Annotated in this window: 21 protein-coding genes; 13 read left to right on the top strand and 8 right to left on the bottom strand. The window is 74.9% G+C overall.

The genetic code is table 11. The features are described 5' to 3' along the window. The first annotated feature begins 59 nt into the window (after window positions 1-59). The 6 genes from BJP25_RS08500 to BJP25_RS08475 all read left to right on the top strand — a co-directional run bounded on the left by BJP25_RS08500 (window position 60) and on the right by BJP25_RS08475 (window position 4,755). Window positions 60-1,289: an FAD-dependent oxidoreductase gene (locus BJP25_RS08500; RefSeq protein WP_075974303.1), complete on the top strand. Its 1,230-nt coding sequence runs from the start codon at window positions 60-62 to the stop codon at window positions 1,287-1,289. 140 nt (window positions 1,290-1,429) lie between these two features. Next, window positions 1,430-2,092: a TasA family protein gene (locus BJP25_RS08495; protein WP_075974270.1), complete on the top strand. Its 663-nt coding sequence runs from the start codon at window positions 1,430-1,432 to the stop codon at window positions 2,090-2,092. A gap of 105 nt (window positions 2,093-2,197) precedes the next feature. After that, entirely contained in the window at window positions 2,198-2,749 is a 552-nt protein-coding gene (locus BJP25_RS08490) for a hypothetical protein (RefSeq protein WP_075974269.1), read from the top strand. 10 nt (window positions 2,750-2,759) lie between these two features. Next, complete coding sequence (locus tag BJP25_RS08485; RefSeq protein ID WP_075974268.1) at window positions 2,760-3,602, top strand: signal peptidase I; 843 nt, start codon at window positions 2,760-2,762, stop codon at window positions 3,600-3,602. Next, complete coding sequence (locus tag BJP25_RS08480; protein ID WP_233157972.1) at window positions 3,599-4,390, top strand: response regulator transcription factor; 792 nt, start codon at window positions 3,599-3,601, stop codon at window positions 4,388-4,390. Before BJP25_RS08485 ends, BJP25_RS08480 begins: the two co-directional genes overlap by 4 nt. Continuing rightward, window positions 4,387-4,755, top strand: coding sequence for a response regulator (locus tag BJP25_RS08475; RefSeq protein WP_075974267.1), 369 nt, complete (start codon window positions 4,387-4,389; stop codon window positions 4,753-4,755). Before BJP25_RS08480 ends, BJP25_RS08475 begins: the two co-directional genes overlap by 4 nt. A gap of 4 nt (window positions 4,756-4,759) precedes the next feature. Here BJP25_RS08475 and BJP25_RS08470 read toward each other — a convergent pair whose 3' ends face one another. Next, complete coding sequence (locus BJP25_RS08470; RefSeq protein ID WP_075974266.1) at window positions 4,760-5,983, bottom strand: GAF domain-containing sensor histidine kinase; 1,224 nt, start codon at window positions 5,981-5,983, stop codon at window positions 4,760-4,762. Window positions 5,984-6,208: 225 nt separating this feature from the next. Here BJP25_RS08470 and BJP25_RS08465 point away from each other — a divergent pair, with 225 nt between their 5' ends. Continuing rightward, entirely contained in the window at window positions 6,209-6,682 is a 474-nt protein-coding gene (locus tag BJP25_RS08465) for a DUF6319 family protein (RefSeq protein WP_075974265.1), read from the top strand. Window positions 6,683-6,731: 49 nt separating this feature from the next. Here BJP25_RS08465 and BJP25_RS08460 read toward each other — a convergent pair whose 3' ends face one another. Continuing rightward, window positions 6,732-7,505: an enoyl-CoA hydratase/isomerase family protein gene (locus BJP25_RS08460; protein WP_408607120.1), complete on the bottom strand. Its 774-nt coding sequence runs from the start codon at window positions 7,503-7,505 to the stop codon at window positions 6,732-6,734. Window positions 7,506-7,725: 220 nt separating this feature from the next. Here BJP25_RS08460 and BJP25_RS08455 point away from each other — a divergent pair, with 220 nt between their 5' ends. The 3 genes from BJP25_RS08455 (at window position 7,726) to BJP25_RS08445 (ending at window position 10,227) form a co-directional block, all read left to right on the top strand. After that, window positions 7,726-9,189, top strand: a complete 1,464-nt coding sequence (locus tag BJP25_RS08455; protein ID WP_075974263.1) for an SDR family NAD(P)-dependent oxidoreductase — start codon at window positions 7,726-7,728, stop codon at window positions 9,187-9,189. Window positions 9,190-9,397: 208 nt separating this feature from the next. Beyond that, window positions 9,398-9,868: a hypothetical protein gene (locus BJP25_RS08450; protein WP_143218950.1), complete on the top strand. Its 471-nt coding sequence runs from the start codon at window positions 9,398-9,400 to the stop codon at window positions 9,866-9,868. A 56-nt stretch (window positions 9,869-9,924) separates the two neighbouring features. Further along, entirely contained in the window at window positions 9,925-10,227 is a 303-nt protein-coding gene (locus BJP25_RS08445) for a hypothetical protein (protein WP_075974261.1), read from the top strand. A gap of 26 nt (window positions 10,228-10,253) precedes the next feature. Here BJP25_RS08445 and BJP25_RS08440 read toward each other — a convergent pair whose 3' ends face one another. Together BJP25_RS08440 and BJP25_RS08435 are read right to left on the bottom strand one after the other, a co-directional pair. Beyond that, the gene (locus BJP25_RS08440; RefSeq protein ID WP_198943398.1) at window positions 10,254-10,679 is read right to left on the bottom strand and encodes a response regulator; all 426 of its coding nucleotides are present in this window, start codon (window positions 10,677-10,679) and stop codon (window positions 10,254-10,256) included. Window positions 10,680-10,768: 89 nt separating this feature from the next. Next, window positions 10,769-11,974, bottom strand: coding sequence for a PP2C family protein-serine/threonine phosphatase (locus BJP25_RS08435; RefSeq protein ID WP_075974259.1), 1,206 nt, complete (start codon window positions 11,972-11,974; stop codon window positions 10,769-10,771). Between the two features lie 183 nt (window positions 11,975-12,157). On the opposite strand from BJP25_RS08435, the gene BJP25_RS34555 reads away from it, so the two are divergent. After that, window positions 12,158-12,313: a hypothetical protein gene (locus BJP25_RS34555; protein ID WP_198943393.1), complete on the top strand. Its 156-nt coding sequence runs from the start codon at window positions 12,158-12,160 to the stop codon at window positions 12,311-12,313. Between the two features lie 260 nt (window positions 12,314-12,573). Here BJP25_RS34555 and BJP25_RS08430 read toward each other — a convergent pair whose 3' ends face one another. From BJP25_RS08430 to BJP25_RS08415, 4 genes are all read right to left on the bottom strand, one after another. Next, entirely contained in the window at window positions 12,574-12,981 is a 408-nt protein-coding gene (locus tag BJP25_RS08430) for an SRPBCC family protein (RefSeq protein WP_075974258.1), read from the bottom strand. Between the two features lie 91 nt (window positions 12,982-13,072). Then, complete coding sequence (locus BJP25_RS08425; RefSeq protein WP_075974257.1) at window positions 13,073-13,504, bottom strand: hypothetical protein; 432 nt, start codon at window positions 13,502-13,504, stop codon at window positions 13,073-13,075. A gap of 36 nt (window positions 13,505-13,540) precedes the next feature. Next, on the bottom strand, window positions 13,541-13,834 hold the full coding sequence (locus BJP25_RS08420; protein WP_075974256.1) for a hypothetical protein: 294 nt from the start codon (window positions 13,832-13,834) through the stop codon (window positions 13,541-13,543). Window positions 13,835-14,013: 179 nt separating this feature from the next. Continuing rightward, entirely contained in the window at window positions 14,014-14,397 is a 384-nt protein-coding gene (locus BJP25_RS08415) for a hypothetical protein (RefSeq protein ID WP_075974255.1), read from the bottom strand. A gap of 132 nt (window positions 14,398-14,529) precedes the next feature. Between BJP25_RS08415 and BJP25_RS08410 the strand changes: the two genes are divergently transcribed. After that, window positions 14,530-15,141 (top strand): alpha-ketoglutarate-dependent dioxygenase AlkB family protein, encoded by a 612-nt coding sequence (locus BJP25_RS08410; RefSeq protein ID WP_075974254.1) that lies wholly within the window; start codon window positions 14,530-14,532, stop codon window positions 15,139-15,141. Between the two features lie 195 nt (window positions 15,142-15,336). Then, the gene (locus BJP25_RS08405; protein WP_035279700.1) at window positions 15,337-15,624 is read left to right on the top strand and encodes a hypothetical protein; all 288 of its coding nucleotides are present in this window, start codon (window positions 15,337-15,339) and stop codon (window positions 15,622-15,624) included. Window positions 15,625-15,645: the final 21 nt, after the last annotated feature.

The raw sequence follows: 15,645 nt of genomic DNA, 5'->3' as shown, positions 1-15,645 counted from the left end.
AGCGGGCTCGCGGCGCCGTGGTCCGGCGGGGTGGGCGCCGACCTCCTAACGTGGGCGCCGTGAGCATCGAGACGGACGTGGTGGTCGTCGGGGCGGGGCTGGCGGGGCTGGCCGCGGCGGTGGTGCTGCACCGCGCCGGGCGCGAGGTCGTGGTGCTGGAGGGCGACGAGGCGCCGGGCGGGCGGGTGCGCACCGACCGGGTGGGCGGGCTGCTGCTCGACCGCGGGTTCCAGGTGTTCAACGCGGGCTACCCGGCCGCCCGCGACCTGCTCGACATCGAGGCGCTGGCGCTGCGCCCGTTCCTGCCGGGCGCGCTCGTCAGCGACGGCGACGGCCTGCACCTGGTGGCCGACCCGCGCCGCGAGCCCGCCCGGCTGCCCGCGACCCTGCGCGCCCCGATCGGCTCCCTGCCGCGCAAGGCGATGCTCGGCGCCTACGCCGCAGCGGTGGCCGCCGCCCCGGCGGGCGCGCTGCGCGCCCGCGACGACCGCCCCTTCCGCCAGCGGCTCGCCGAGTACGGCATCCACGGCCCGGTGCTGGAGCGGTTCCTGCGCCCGTTCCTCGCGGGCGTGTTCCTCGACCGCGACCTGGTGGTGCCCACCCGCTTCGCGGAGTTCGTGCTGCGCAGCTTCGCCCGCGGCACCATCGGCGTCCCGGCGGCGGGCATGCGCGCCATCCCCGACCAGCTGGCGTCGCGGCTGCCCGACGGCGCGGTCAAGTACAGCTTCCCCATCCGCGAGGTCACCCCCGGCCGCGTGACCGGCGACTTCGGGTCGATCAGCGCCCGCCACGTCGTCGTCGCCACCGGCGGCCCGGCCGCGCACGCCCTGCTCGGCGGCCGCATCACCGAGGTGCGCACCCGCGGCTGCACCACGCACTACCACCTGGCGGACAAGGCCCCGGTGGAGGAACCGGCGATCGTCCTCGACGCCGAGGACCGGGGTCCCCTGGTCAACAGCATCGTGCTCACCAACGCCGCCCCCGAGTACGCCCCGGGCCGCGTCCTGGTGTCCTCCACCTCCCTGGGCACGGACGGCGGGGACGGCACCGACGAGGCGGCCGTGCGCGCCCACCTCGCGAAGCTCTACCACTGCGACACGTCCCAGTGGGAGCACGTGCGCACCTACCGCATCCCCGACGCGCTCCCCGTCTCCGGCAGCCCCCTGCGCCAGGCGGTCGACCTGGGCGAGAACCTCTGGGTGTGCGGGGACCACCGCGACACCCCCTCCCTCCAGGGCGCGCTCGTCTCCGGCCGCCGCACGGCGAAGGCGCTGCTGGCCTCGGAGTAGGGGCGGCCGTCCCCGGTCTTGAGCCACCGCGGCGGATCCTTGAGGAACGCTTGAGGAACGGCGGACGGGCGGCTGAGGTTCGCGGCCCACCCTTGTCCCATCGGCCCCGGAAGGCGGGGCCAGGGATCAAGGAGCACACGATGACGGTTGTCCGCCCCGAGCAGCGCCGCAAGTCCGCCTGGCGCCCGCTGGCCGTCGCCGCCTCCGGCGCGGCGGTGCTGGTCGCCGTCGGCGCGGGCGTGTGGGCCACGCTGTCGGCGCAGGCGGTCAACACCACCCCCGAGCAGGTCACCTCCGGCACGCTGAAGCTGACCCTGGCCAACAACGGCGCCGGGTTCGGGCAGTCGGTGTCCAACCTGGCCCCCGGCGACGTGGTGAACCGGTTCGTCACCCTGACCAACGGCGGCACGCTGGACGGGCAGGCGCTGACCATGCAGGTCGCCGCCACCGGCTCGGCCGCGCTGATCACCGACGGCACCGGGTCCTCGACCACCAAGGCGCTGCGGGTCGCGGTCGACTCGTGCCCGACCGCGTGGGCGCCGACCACCGGCACCTGCTCGGGCACCGTGACGAACCTGCTCGCCGCCACCCCGCTGTCCGCCCTGAGCACCGCAGCCACCCTCGTCAGCGGCTCCGTCACCGCGGGCGCCAACGAGTACCTGCGCGTCCAGCTCACCCTGCCGGACCAGAACGAGACCACGGTCAACGGCACCCTGCCCGCGAGCACCATCCAGGGCCTGACGGCGAACCTGACCTACACCTTCACCGAGACCCAGCGCACCGCCACCACCACCAACTCCTGACGGCAGCGCCGCCCCCGCGGCCAGACCCGCGGCGGGGTCCGCAGCCCCCGGGCCCCGCCGCGCACCACCCCGCCCGCCCGTCGGCCCCCAGGTCGGAGGACCCCGATGCCGCGCACCGCCACCGCGCTCGTCGCACTGGTCGTGCTCCCCGTCGCGCTCGCCACCCCGGCGTGGGCGACGGCGAAGGGCAGGGCGTCCGGGGCGGCCGTGAGCGCCACGACCGGCACCTGGGCGGCCGTCCCGACCGCGGTGGGCGTCTCGTCCCCCGCGCCGGGCAGCGACTACACGGTCAACTGGAGCCTGCTCGACAGCACGCCGAGGTTCGGCCAGGTCGTCAACACCGGCACGTTCGCGCTCCCCACCGCCACCTACGCGCTGACCAAGGCGGGGGTGGGCGCCCTGACCGCGACCATCAGGGTGGAGGCCTGCGTCGGGGCCACCTGGAACCAGACCGCGAACACCTGCGCGGGCACCGTGACCGCGCTGACCACCACCGCCGTGACGTCCACCCGGTCCACCGGGCCGGGGGCGGGCGGCGCCGCGCTGAGCGTCCGCTTCACCCCCACCGGGCTGTCCACCCTGGGCGTGTCGTCGGCGTCGCTGACCGTCAGCACCTCCCGCGCGGACGCCCGCGCGGCGACCACCACCACCTCGTGAGGTCGCAGCCATGACCACGCACCGTCTCACCGCGTCCAGCCCGGCCACCCGGCGCACCGTCGGGGACCTGCTGACCGCCCACCGGGCCGAGACCGCGACCGCCCACCGGGCGAGCGCCGACACGATCGAGTGGTGCCGGTCCGGCCGGTTCGCGGGTGACCTGCTCGCCGACACCCCGACCCGACCGGTCCCGGCCGCCCCGGCGCCCGCCGACACCGCGCCCATCGACACCGCGCCCATCGACACCGCCGACCTCGCGCCCGTCGCCCCCACACCCGTCGTCCCCACGCCCGCCGACACCGCCGATCCCGCGGCCGCTGACGACACCGAAGCGGCCGAACCCGTGGTGCGGTCCCGGCGCGGCCTGCGGCGCGTGCTCTCCGGCGTCGCGCTCGCCGTGGTCACCGCCGCGGCGATCGCGACCGGGGTCGGCGTGGTGGTGTTCAAGGTCGGCTTCGCCACCGTCCTGTCCCCCAGCATGGAACCGGGCCTGCACCCCGGCGACCTGCTGCTCACCCGCGCCGAGCCCACCGCCGACCTGGAGGTGGGCGACGTCGTCGTGCTGCCCAGGCCGGACGCGCCGGGCGAGCGCTACTCCCACCGGGTGGTCGCGGTGCGCTGGAGCGACGGCGACCCCGTGGTGACCACCAAGGGCGACAACAACACCGCCGCCGACCCGCAGCCGCTGCGCATCACCTCCGACACCGTGCCGGTCGCCTTCGGGCACGTGCCGCGGGTGGGCGGGGTGGCGCTCGCCGGGCAGCGGCCGTGGGTGCGCGTCGCGCTCATCGTCCTGGTCGGGCTGGCCCTGTTCGAGGCGCTGCGGCGCGCGATCCTGCGGAGGGCGGCGTGAACCTCGGGACCCAGGTCGAGACCACCGCGCTCTCGGTGGCGGACCCGGCGCGCACCGGCACAATGTGCAGGGTGAGCGGGACGGCGAAGGTGCTGGTCGTCGAGGACACCCCCGACATCAGCGAGGTGATCGAGCTGGCGCTGACCGGGGCGCGGCTCGACGTGCTGGCGGTCGACGACGGCCACCGCGCGCTCGCCGCCGCGCTCGACTGGTCACCCGACGTGGTGGTGCTCGACCTCAACATCCCCGGCCCGGACGGGTTCGAGGTCTGCCGCAGGCTGCGCCAGTTCTCCGCCGCGTACGTGCTCATGCTCACCGCCCGCGCGGACGAGGTGGACAAGCTGGTGGGCCTGTCGGTGGGCGCCGACGACTACCTGACCAAGCCGTTCTCCCCGCGCGAGCTGGTGGCGCGGGTGCAGGCGATGCTGCGCAGGCCGCGCGCGCTCGCGGGCACCGCCCCCGCCGAGCCGCTGCCCGCCACCACCCGCGACGTCGGGCCGGTGCGCCTGGACCTCGACGCCCGCGAGGTCACCGTCTCCGGCCGCCCGGTCGCGCTGACCAGGATCGAGTACGACCTGCTGGTGGCGCTGACCGAGAACACCCGCCAGGTGCGCACCCGCGACCAGCTGCGCGAGCGGGTCTGGGGCGGGTCGTGGCTGGCCGACGACCACGCCGTCGACGTGCACATGTCGAACCTGCGGCGCAAGCTGACCGCGGCGGGCGCCACCGGCGTCATCGCCACCGTGCGCGGCGTCGGCTACCGCGTGAGCCCGGGGAGGCCCGCGTGACGAGGGTGCTGGTGGTCGACGACGACGAGGACGTGGTGGAGGTGCTGTCGCTGAGCCTGAGCGCCTGCCGCGGCTGGACCGTGCGCACCGAGACGTCCGGGAGCGCGGCGCTGGCGGCGTGCGCGGCCTTCGCCCCGCACGCGGTGCTGCTGGACGTGGAGATGCCGGTGCTCGACGGGCCCGCGGTGCTGGCCAGGCTGCGCGCCGACCCGCTGACCCGGGAGCTGCCGGTCGTGTTCGTCACCGGCGCCGTCGAACCGGGCCTGGCGGTGCGGCTGCGCGCGCTGGGCGCCGCGGCGGTGCTGCCCAAGCCGTTCGACCCGCTGCGCATCGGTGACGAGGTGGCGCTGGCCCTGGGCTGGTAGCCGCTCACCACCAGGGCTTGTCCTGCTCGGGCCCGCGCACCGGGAGCACGACCACGAACTCCGTGCCGCCCCCGGCGGCGGGCGCGGCCACCACGCTGCCGCCGTGCGCGTCGACGATGCCGCGGGTGATCGCCAGGCCGAGGCCCGCGCCGCCGCGGGTGCGCTGCTCGGGCACGTCGTACTGCACGAACGGCTCGAAGATCTCCTGCAACCGCTCCAGCGGCACGCCCGGCCCCTGGTCGCGCACCACCACCACGGCGTGCTCGCCCTCCAGGCGGCACGACAGGTCGACCCGCCCGCCCGCCGGGGACACCTTCACCGCGTTCGCCAGCAGGTTCGTGACCACCTGCACCAGCCGGTCGGCGTCGCCGCGGACCGCCAGCTCCGCGGGCCAGTCCCGGGTGAGCCGCACGTCGGCGGCGCGCGACACCTGCTCGACGGCGTGCACCGCCTGCTCCAGCACCTCCGGCAGGGCCACCTCGGCCACCTTGAGCCGCATCGTGCCGCGCTGCATCAGGTGCACGTCGAGCACGTCGTCGGCCAGCCGGATCAGCCGGTCGGTGTTCTTGGCCGCGATGCCCACCAACCGCTCCAGCTGCGGCGGCAGCTCCCCGAACCGGCGCGACATGGCCAGCTCCAGCGACCCGTGGATGGAGGTGAGCGGGGTGCGCAGCTCGTGGCTGACCACGGAGACGAAGTCCCGGCGGCTGCGCGCGGTGTCGCGCTCCCACCGGGTCGCCTGCACGACCGTGCACTCCAGCTCCACCCACGCGGCCAGGTCGCGCAGCTGCGCGCGCTGGGCCACGGTCAGCTCCCGGGGCCTGCGGTCGACCACGCACAGCGTCCCGATGAGGTGCCCGGACGGCGCCGCGACCGGCTGGCCCGCGTAGAACCGGATGTGCGGCTCGCCCACCACCTGCGGGTTGTCGGCGAAGCGCGGGTCGCGCGTGGCGTCGGGCACCTCGAACAGGGTGTGGTCGGCCGCGGCGATGGCGTGCGAGCAGAAGGACACGCTGCGGTGGGTCTCGGTGGCGTCGAGGCCGATGCACGACTTGAACCACTGCCGGTCCACGTCGACCAGCGACACCAGCGCGATCGGCACGTCCATCAACCGCTGCGCCACCCGGGTGATGCGGTCGAACCGCTCCTCGCGCGGCGTGTCCAGCAGCCGCAGCGCGCGCACCGCGGCGACCCGCTGGATCTCCGAGTCCCAGCCCTCGCTGCCCACGTCCCCGTACCCCCGACCCTGCGCCCAGCCCCTCCTGCCCCGAGTATTGACCGCGTTGACCTGCGCTTACGTGCGCGGGACCGGAGAAATCCCCGATCGGGTGACCCCGCCGGGGCGGGCGGCGCGGGGCCCCGGCCGACACGCCGCGCCCGCCGACCCGGTGATCGCGGGCGGGTGAACTAGTGTTCTAATGCGCGTTCACCACGTGTCCTTGAGAGGGAGTCGATCGTGTCCACCGAGACCGGTGTCGAGACCGTGACCACCACCGCAGCGCCCGCCCCCGCGGCGGCGCCCGCGCCCGCCGCCGAGGCCACCCCCGCGCCCGCCGCGACCCCCGCCGCCGCGCCCGCGCCCGCCGACCAGGCCGAGGACAAGCCCGCCCCGGCCAAGAAGAAGGCGCCGCGCGCGGCGAGCACCGCGAAGAAGACCCGCACGGTCGAGCTGACCCTGACCGTCACCGGCACCGCCGAGGGCGAGTGGCAGGCCGAGCTGACCCAGGGCGGCAAGCGCGTCCTGCAGGGCATCGAGGTGCCCGCGGCCGCGGTGTCGCGCGCCGCCGCCGAGCTGCACGAGGACATCTCCAAGGCCATCGAGTCGGTGCTCGACACCGCCCGCGAGCAGCACCGCGCGCGGATGGCCGAGCTGGAGGCGGAGCTGGCCAAGGTGAAGGCCGCCCTGTCGGACCTGCAGGAGGGCTGAGCCCCGCCCCGCCGCCCGCCCCCGCGGGGTGGGCGGCGGGTCCGCCCGGTCAGCGGCCGGAGAAGGTGGCCTTGCCCGGTCCGTCGGTGAGGAACGAGCGCACGCCGCCGCGCAGGTCCTCGGTGTCGAACAGGGCGCTGGCGATCCGGGTGACGTGCGCGTTGGCCTCGGCCACCCCGCCCGCCTCGTAGTGCCGCAGGACCTCCTTCGTGGCCGCGTGCGCCTTGGTCGGCCCGTCGGCCAGCCGCTCGGCGTAGGCGAGCGCGGCGCCCGCGAAGCCCTCGTCGGGCAGCACCCGGTTCACCACGCCCCAGCGCTCCAGCTCGGCGGCCGGGTAGCGGTCGCCGGTCATGACGAACTCCTTGGCCCGCCCCACCCCGGCGCGCGCGGCGAGCCGCTGGGTGCCGCCCATCGTGGGGGTGAGCCCGATGACGTTCTCCACCAGCCCGAACTTCGCCCGCTCGGCGGCGAGCAGGATGTCGCAGGCGACGGCGATCTCGAAGCCCCAGGTGAGGCAGAGCGCGTGCGCGGCGAACACCGTCGGGCAGGGCAGCGCGGCGATCCGCTCCGGCAGGTCCAGCATCTCGTCGAACAGCCGCTGGGCCTGCTCCCGGCTGCCCTGGGCGTCGAACAGCGACACGTCCACCCCGCCGGTGACGACCTTGCCGCGGGCCTGCAGCAGCACCGCCCGGGGCAGGTCGCGCTCGACCTCGGTGAGCACGGCGGCGATCTCGTCCTGCAGGGCGGCGGTGTAGAGGTTCAGCGGCGGCGAGTCCACCGTCACCACCGCGACCGCGCCGACCCGCTCCAGCTCAACACCCACGTCGCACTCCCAGCCTCGTCGCCATCGGGACCAGGCCATTCTGCTGCCCGCGCCCGCCGGTCGCCGGGGCGGCCCGCCGCACTCCAGGCGTCCGCCTAGGTGTGCTCGGCCACCACGTCCGCCTGCCCCGCGCGCGGCGACCCGGCACCGCGGAGCCTGCGGCCACCGGCCCGGGACCGCCGCCTAGACTGCTGAGCCGCGTGACGACCAGGGGACGGGAATGGCAGCGATCAGTGGCGGGGCGGTCCAGGACGACCCGACCGGGGGGCTCCCCGGCATCGATCCGCAGCGGTTGGCCGCGTGCCTGGCCGTGCTCGCGGAGGTCGACGGGCTGCCCACCGAGCACCCGGACGCGGTGGCGGTGCGGCGGGCGACCGCGGGGATCTACAAGTCCGTGCGCAAGCGCCGCAAGGCCGCCAAGCGCGCCGCGGTGACCGAGGCGGACCGGCAGGTCACCGAGGCGACCGCCACCGGGTCGCCGCAGCGCATCGACGACGAGACCCAGGGCATCCCGCTGGTCTCCTCGGTGCCGGGCGCCACCGCGGGCACCCTGCTGCGCGCCCGCTCCTGCTACACCTGCAAGCGCCGCTTCCACGTCGTCGACGCCTTCTACCACCAGCTCTGCCCGGAGTGCGCGGAGCTGAACCGGTCGCGCCGCGACGCCAGCACCGACCTCACCGGCAGGCGCGCCCTGCTGACCGGCGGCCGGGCCAAGATCGGCATGTACATCGCGCTGCGCCTGCTGCGCGACGGCGCGCACACCACCATCACCACCCGCTTCCCCAACGACGCCGTGCGCCGGTTCGCGGGCATGCCGGACGCGCACGAGTGGCTGCACCGGCTGCGGGTGGTCGGCGTCGACCTGCGCGACCCGGCCCAGGTCGTCGACCTGGCCGACGCAGTGGCCGCGGCGGGGCCGCTGGACATCCTGGTCAACAACGCCGCGCAGACCGTGCGCCGCTCCCCCGGCGCCTACGCCCTGCTCGCCGAGGCGGAGTCCGCCCCGCTGCCCGCGGGCCCGCGCCCGGAGGTCACCAGCCTGGGCCGCACCTCCGACGCCCACCCGAAGGCGCTCGCGGGCGCCTTCCACCTCGACGCGGACGCGGCCACGGCGCTGGCGCTCACGGCGGGCTCCGCCTCGCCGGAGCGGGTCGCGGCGGGCACGGCGATCGACGCGGGCGGGCTGGTGCCGGACCTGCACGACAGCAACAGCTGGGTGCAGCGGGTGCACGAGGTGGACCCGGTGGAGCTGCTGGAGGTCCAGCTGTGCAACCAGACCGCGCCGTTCATCCTCATCTCCCGGCTGCGCCGGTCGATGGCCTCGGCCGCCGCCCGCCGCAAGTACGTGGTGAACGTCTCGGCCATGGAGGGCCAGTTCTCCCGCGCCTACAAGGGACCCGGCCACCCGCACACCAACATGGCCAAGGCCGCGCTGAACATGCTCACCCGCACCAGCGCCGCGGAGATGCTCTCCGACGGCATCCTGATGACCGCCGTCGACACCGGGTGGATCACCGACGAGCGCCCGCACCCCACCAAGGTCCGGCTGGCGGCGGAGGGCTTCCACGCCCCGCTGGACCTGGTCGACGGCGCGGCCAGGGTGTACGACCCGATCGTGCGCGGTGAGGCGGGCGAGGACCTGCACGGCGTCTTCCTGAAGGACTACGCACCGTCACCCTGGTGAGCCGGGGGAACCAACCCGTCACGCGTGCGTCTCTCTGCTCGACAGCTCAGCAGGAGCACGGCAGACAGGGGTGGGTTCGATGGGCAGCAGCGCCTTACGCAGATGGTTGGTGGTCCCGGCGGGTGCGGTCCTCGCCCTGAGCGCGACGGCGTGCACCACCGTGCAAGCGAGCCAGGGGCAACCCGCCCCACCCAGCCAGGCACCGAGCGTGACCACCTCGGCACCCGTCGCGTCGACGGCGCCCACCGAGCGGACCGCCGAACCGGACGACTCCAAGCCCACCACGACCACCACCAAGAAGGCGGGCGGCGGTGGCGGCGGCGCCACCACGACGACGACCGCCAAGCAGGCGACCCCCGCGGCCAAGGTGGAGAGCCTGTCGGTGGTGAAGAAGCCCTCCTGCCCCGTCCAGGGCACCCAGGACGCCCCGTTCTCCTCCCCCGGCGAGCCCGTCGTGATCGCCTGGAAGGTCACCGGCGCACCGGGCGCGGCCATCGCCGTCGACAACCCCTCGGTCTACGGCGGCTACGGCAGCGACTACCCCGCCTCCGGCCAGCTGGAGCTGTCCTTCCCCTGCGAGGGGACCTCCGGCAGCACCACGCACACCTACACCGTGTGGCCGCAGGGCGCGAAGTCCTCCCCCAAGACCATCACCGTCTCCGCCCGGAACAACCCCTGAGCAGGAGTGAACCCCGCCCCACCGGGTACCTCCCGGGGGCGAGGGAAGGAACGAACATGCGCGGTTACGTCGTCGAGGGAGTGCTGACCGGGGCTGGGGCCGTCTGCACCCTCTCCCTCGGCCTGCAGAACGACACGACCCTGTGGCTGGTCGTGGGGATGCTCCTGGCCGGGGTCTCCCTGGCCTGCTTCCTGGCCACCATCCGCAACCACTTCCGCCGCCCCGCCGCGGCGCCCCCCGAACCCACTCCCCTGCGGCCGCGGCGCAAGCTCGGCACCCGCCGGGGCCTGCGCCTGGACCCCGACACCCCGCACCGGCCGCTGCACCGCCGCCTGGCGCACTTCCGCAAGGCGGGCTGACCCGGCCCGGGTCCCGCGCGCCCGCGTCAGCGGGGCAGCTTCACCACGGTCACGAAGAACTCGTCGATCTTGCGGATGACCTCGATGAACCGGTCGAAGTCCACCGGCTTGGTGACGTAGGCGTTGGCGTGCAGCTCGTAGCTGCGCAGGATGTCCTCCTCGGCCTCCGAGGTGGTCAGGACCACGACGGGGATGCTGCGGAGGGTGGCGTCGGCCTTGACGTCGGCCAGCACCTGCCTGCCGTCGAAGCGGGGCAGGTTGAGGTCGAGCAGGATCAGGTCCGGGCGGGGCGCGTCGCTGTACTGGCCCTCGCGGCGCAGGAACTGCACGGCCTGCTCGCCGTCGCGCACCACGTGCAGGGTGTTGCGGATCTTGTAGTGCTCGAACGCCTCGCGGGTCATCAGCACGTCGCCGTCGTCGTCCTCCACCAGGAGCACGTCGATGATCTTCATACCGGTGGGGTCGGTCACGGCGTCTCGGCTTCCTGTGGTGGCGGGGTGGTCCAGCGCGGTCCGCGGGCCAGCGTAGCGCCCGGGCCCGCTCAGCCGCGGGGCGCGGCGGCGCCCGGCGCGTCGCCGTCGACGCGGCTGACCAGCAGGGCGGCCACGTCGTCGACGAGGTCGCCCTGGTTGAGCGCGCGGGCCCGCTGGATCAGGTCGTCGAGCAGGGTGGCGCGCCAGTCCGGGCCCCCCTCGGCCAGTTCCCCCACCAGCTCGACCAGCCGGTCGACGCCCAGCCGCTCGGCCGTCTCGCCCATCCGGCCCTCGATCAGGCCGTCGGTGTAGAGCACCACCGACCACCGCTCCCCCAGCTCCACCGTCGCCGAGGCCCACGTCGCCGTCGCCCGCACGCCCAGCGGCACGCCCGTGGGGGCCGACAGCAGCCCGGGGCCCGCGGGGGTGAGCACGACCGGCGGCGGGTGCCCGGCCAGGCGCAGCTCGGCCGTGCGCCGGTCGGGGGCCACCGACAGCACGCACACCGTGGCGAACAGGCCGTCGAGGTGGCGCTCGTGCAGCAGGACGCGCTGCATGGTGGAGAGCACCTCGTCCAGCGGCCTGCCGGCCAGCACCAGGGCGCGCCAGGCCACGCGCAGGTGGACCCCCAGCGCCGCCTCGTCCGGGCCGTGCCCGCAGACGTCGCCGATCATCACGTGCACGGTGCCGTCCTCGACCTGGACGACGTCGTAGAAGTCCCCGCCGAGCTGCATCCGCTGCCTGCCCGGCCGGTACTGCGGCACCACCCGCAACCGGTCGTCGGACAGCACCGGCGAGGGCAGCAGGCCGCGCTCCAGGCGGGCCTTCTCCGCGGCGTAGACGCGCTCCTCGTGCAGCTGGCGCTGGATCTCCTCGGAGCGCACGCGCTCGACGGCGTAGCGGATCACCCTGGTGAGCAGGTCGCCGTCGACCTGGCCCTTGACCAGGTAGTCCTGGGCGCCCGCGGCCACCGCGGCGATGCCCTGCTGCTCGTCGGCCAGCCCGGTGAGCACGACCACCGCCACCTCGCCTCCGCCCGCGGCCTCCAGCTGCCGGACCGCCTCCAGCCCGCTGGCGTCGGGCAGGCCCAGGTCGAGCAGCACGCAATCCTGGCCCGCCAGCAGCCGCACGGCCTCGCGCACGGTCTGCGCCCTGGTCAGCCGGATGGGCGCCGCGACCTCGGCCAGCAGGGCCTCCACCAGCAGGGCGTCCCCGGCGTCGTCCTCGACCAGGAGCACCCTGACCAGGTCCTGGGTGGCCAGGACAGCATCCATATCCACCTGCTCCAGCCGGGCGACGCCGTGGTCCTGGCGTCTGCGTGCCCGCGATCGTAACGGGACCACCACCGCCGCACGGTGACCACTCCGCGCGCCGGAACAGCGCGCGTGGTCCGCGTCGGGATTGGGTACCTCCGAACACGGGTACCGTGAGAGAAGCGGACAAAAAGGAGGCTGCCGATGGCAGGCGTGCTGAACCGGATCAAGGCGTGGGTGCGCAGCCCGCAGGGCCGCACGATGGTCGACAAGGCGAAGCGGGCCGCCAGCGACCCGCGCAACCAGGCGAAGGCCAAGGCGGCCGTCGCGAAGCTGCGCGGGCGCGGTCGCGCCCACTGACCCAAGACCCCGACAGCGGTGGGCGCCCAGTGGCGCCCACCGCTGTCGTCGTTGCGGGACAAGGCCGTTCGGCCGCGCCGCGCGGCGGGCATCGGGCCCAGCCCCCGCTGGGCCCGATGGCCCACCGCCCGGCATGGGTTGGCGGACAGCGGAAGCCGGTCCGGGGAACCCGACCCCGAACCGGCTTCTCGTGCTGTTCCAGCGCTGTCAGTCTGTTCCAGCCCTGTCAATCCTCTGGGCTGTGTCAGTCCCCTGGGCCGTCAGTCTCCTGCGCCGTCAGTCTCAAGGATGCGGCGCACGTGGTCGAGCGTGGCGTCGAGCCCCTGCTCCACCTCGTCGCCGCCGTGCGGCGTGGTCAGTTCCAGCCGCACCAGCGAGCGGTCCTGCTGGGCGGTGACGTCGAGCCTGCCGCGGTAGTCGCTGTCGTCCTCCGAACCCCACTCGACGCGGTTGGCGGTGCGGTCGACGCGGAACCACGCCTCCCCCGCCACCTCCTTGCCGTTGACGTCCGCGCTGACCTGCACGGCGTCCGGGTTCGCCTGCCCGCCGACTGGCCGGGCGGAGTCCAGGCGGTCGAAGTACTCGGGCAGGTTCCCGACGTCGGACAGGTAGTTGAAGACGCGGTCGGCACCCGCCTTGAGCGTGATGGACCTGGTGTACGTGGGCATGCGTCGTCCCTCCGTGCCTCGCGGGCGGTCGTCTCCTGCAAGCCCGCGGTCGCGCGTGGTCGCCCGGTGGCGGAGCGCGGCCGCGGTGGGCTCAGCCGTCGACGTCCGCCGGGGTCTTCTCGTGGTGGGCCTTGCCGTGCGTGCGGCGCTCCTCCTTCATCCCCGCCTCGTGCAGGTGCCTGCGACCGCCGGTGAGCCGGTCGCGCACCTCGCGCTCCAGGGAGCGGAACGGCTCGTAGTACTCGTCGTCGTAGTCCTCGACGACCTGGAACGTCCACCGTCCCGGAAGGACGTTGCGGCCGACCAGCTCCTCGCGCAGCCGCTTCGCCACGTCCTCGTGGCCCGCCGCGGCCAGCTCGTCGACCGCCTCGCCCAGCGCGAGGTCGGCCGAGCCGGTGAGCTGGTGGAAGGAGTAGAGGTGGCCGCGGGCGCGCTCCACCGTCTCCAGGGCTTCGGTCACCTTGCCCACGGCGCTGATCGTGCGCTCGTCGGGCTCGTTCCGCTCAAGGGGTTGTGCGCTCACCGCCGCTGGTTACCCGCGCGGGCCGCGCGCACACACTCAGGCGCGGCGGTCGAGCAGGCCCCGGGCGCGCAGCAGCGCGGCGGACGCGCCGTCGACGTCGGCGGCCGCGATCCGGGCGCGCGCGTCGGCCACGGCCTCGGCGGCAGGCAGCACCAGGCAGGTGTCCCCGGTGGCGGCCGTCCTGGCGAGCGCGCCGAGCAGGTCGTCGGCCACCCGCGCGTCGGCGGGGTCGAGGGCCAGGGCGGTGAGCGCCGCCTCGACCGCGCGGCGCAGGTCGAGCCCCGGCGAGGGGAGGCCGGGCAGGGGGATCCGGTCCAGCTGACGTGTCATGGGTCACTCCTCGGGTTTCCCTGAGCCTGCCCGGTCGGCCCGGCGAAACCGAGTGTTCACAACGCCTACCACCCAAGAGGGTGACACATCGCGGCGCTGTCCGGAAAGCGCGAACGCCTCCTGCCCCGACCCTGAGGTGATCGGGACAGGAGGCGTTCGCCCCCGGGGTCGCCCCCGGGTCAGCAGGCGTCGCCGCCGCGCGGCACGGGCAGCAGCGCGGGGGCGTCGTGCAGGCCGTCGTCGGCGGCGGTCAGCGCGGCCTTGGCGGCCACGAGGTCGCCGCGGTCGAGGGCGTCGACCGCGCGCCGCACGGCGGTCACCTGCGGGACGAGCATGCAGGTCTCCCCCGCGGCGGCGGTCCAGGCGAGGCCCACCACGAGCGCGGTGCGGGCGTCACCGTCCAGGTCGGACAGCGCGGCGCGCACCGCCGCGCGCAGCCTGCGGCCGGGCGGGGTGGGGGCCACGCGCGGCAGCGGGGCGCGGCGCACGGGGGTGATGCCGGGCTGCACGGCCAGGTTCGGGCTGGTGGGGGTCGCGGGCAAGGGGGCGCCAGTGGTGAGCACGGTGACCTCGATTCTCCGGCGGGCGGTTCCGGGCAGGCGCGAGTACCACGTCTCTCGACAAGTGAAACACGGATTTTCCCGGGCTGTCCGCGCGGGTGAACACGTGTTCGACCGCGGTGTAACATCCCGGACATGCCCCAGGCGCTCCAGGCCTCCCTCTGGGACGGTGTCGACCCCCCGGCCCTGGGCCCGCTCGTCCCCGACCGCGCGCACTTGGACGCGACCGCGTGGGTGGACGTGCTCCCCGGCTGGCTCACCGGCGCCGACGACCTCTACCAGCAGCTCGCCGACGAGGTGCCGTGGCGGGCCGAGCGCAGGCAGATGTACGACTCGGTGGTCGACGTGCCGCGCCTGCTCAGCTTCTACCGCGCGGGCGCGGCGCTGCCGCACCCCGTCCTGGCCGAGGCCAAGCAGCGCCTGTCGGCGCACTACGGCGAGGAGTTCACCACCGCGGGCTTCTGCTTCTACCGCGACGGCGGCGACAGCGTGGCCTGGCACGGCGACGACAAGGGCCGGGGCTCGCACACCGACACCCACGTGGCGATCCTGTCGCTGGGCTCCCCCCGCCCGCTGCTGCTGCGCCCCCGCGGCGGCGGTCCCACCACCCGCTACCCCCTCGGCCACGGCGACCTGCTGGTGATGGGCGGCGCCTGCCAGCGCACCTGGGAGCACGCCATCCCCAAGACCGCCAGACCGGTCGGCGGCCGCATCAGCATCCAGTTCCGCCCGCACGACGTCCTCTGACGCGCAGGCGGTTCCGCCGGTCCACCGATCAGAGCAGGCTCACCGACCCCGCGGCCCCCTCGGCGTGGTGGACCGCTCGGCGGGTCCGCGCGGCACCTGCGGAACGCGCCCGGGACCGCGCCCTCGACACCCGCCACCTCTGTCGCTATCTTGATACCGGATAGCGACTTGCGAACTCCAAGAGCAGGAGCACACGTGGACGCCGGTGATGTGGGTCGACTCCTCTTCGGCCGCCCCAGCAGGTTGCGGCTGGCCCTCTGGATCCACCAGCACGCCGGGCCGCGGTTCTTCCAGTCCGAGCCGCCCAAGACGGTGATCGCGCAGAGCGCCTGCGGGGTGGAGCTGACCAGGTTGGTCGACCTCGGGATGCTCACCGAGCACCGCGAGCCCGCCAACCGGCGCGTCTACTACGAGCGCACCCGCAGCCCGCTGTGGTCGATCATCACCGCGGCCTCAAAGGTCGTCGACCCCGTCGACAAGTAGTCGACGGGGTCGAGCGAGCGC

The sequence above is a fragment of the Actinokineospora bangkokensis genome (assembly GCF_001940455.1).
GTDB classification, from domain to species: domain Bacteria; phylum Actinomycetota; class Actinomycetes; order Mycobacteriales; family Pseudonocardiaceae; genus Actinokineospora; species Actinokineospora bangkokensis.
Note: the sequence above shows the minus strand (reverse complement) of the source record. Positions and strands in the feature narration are given on the sequence as shown.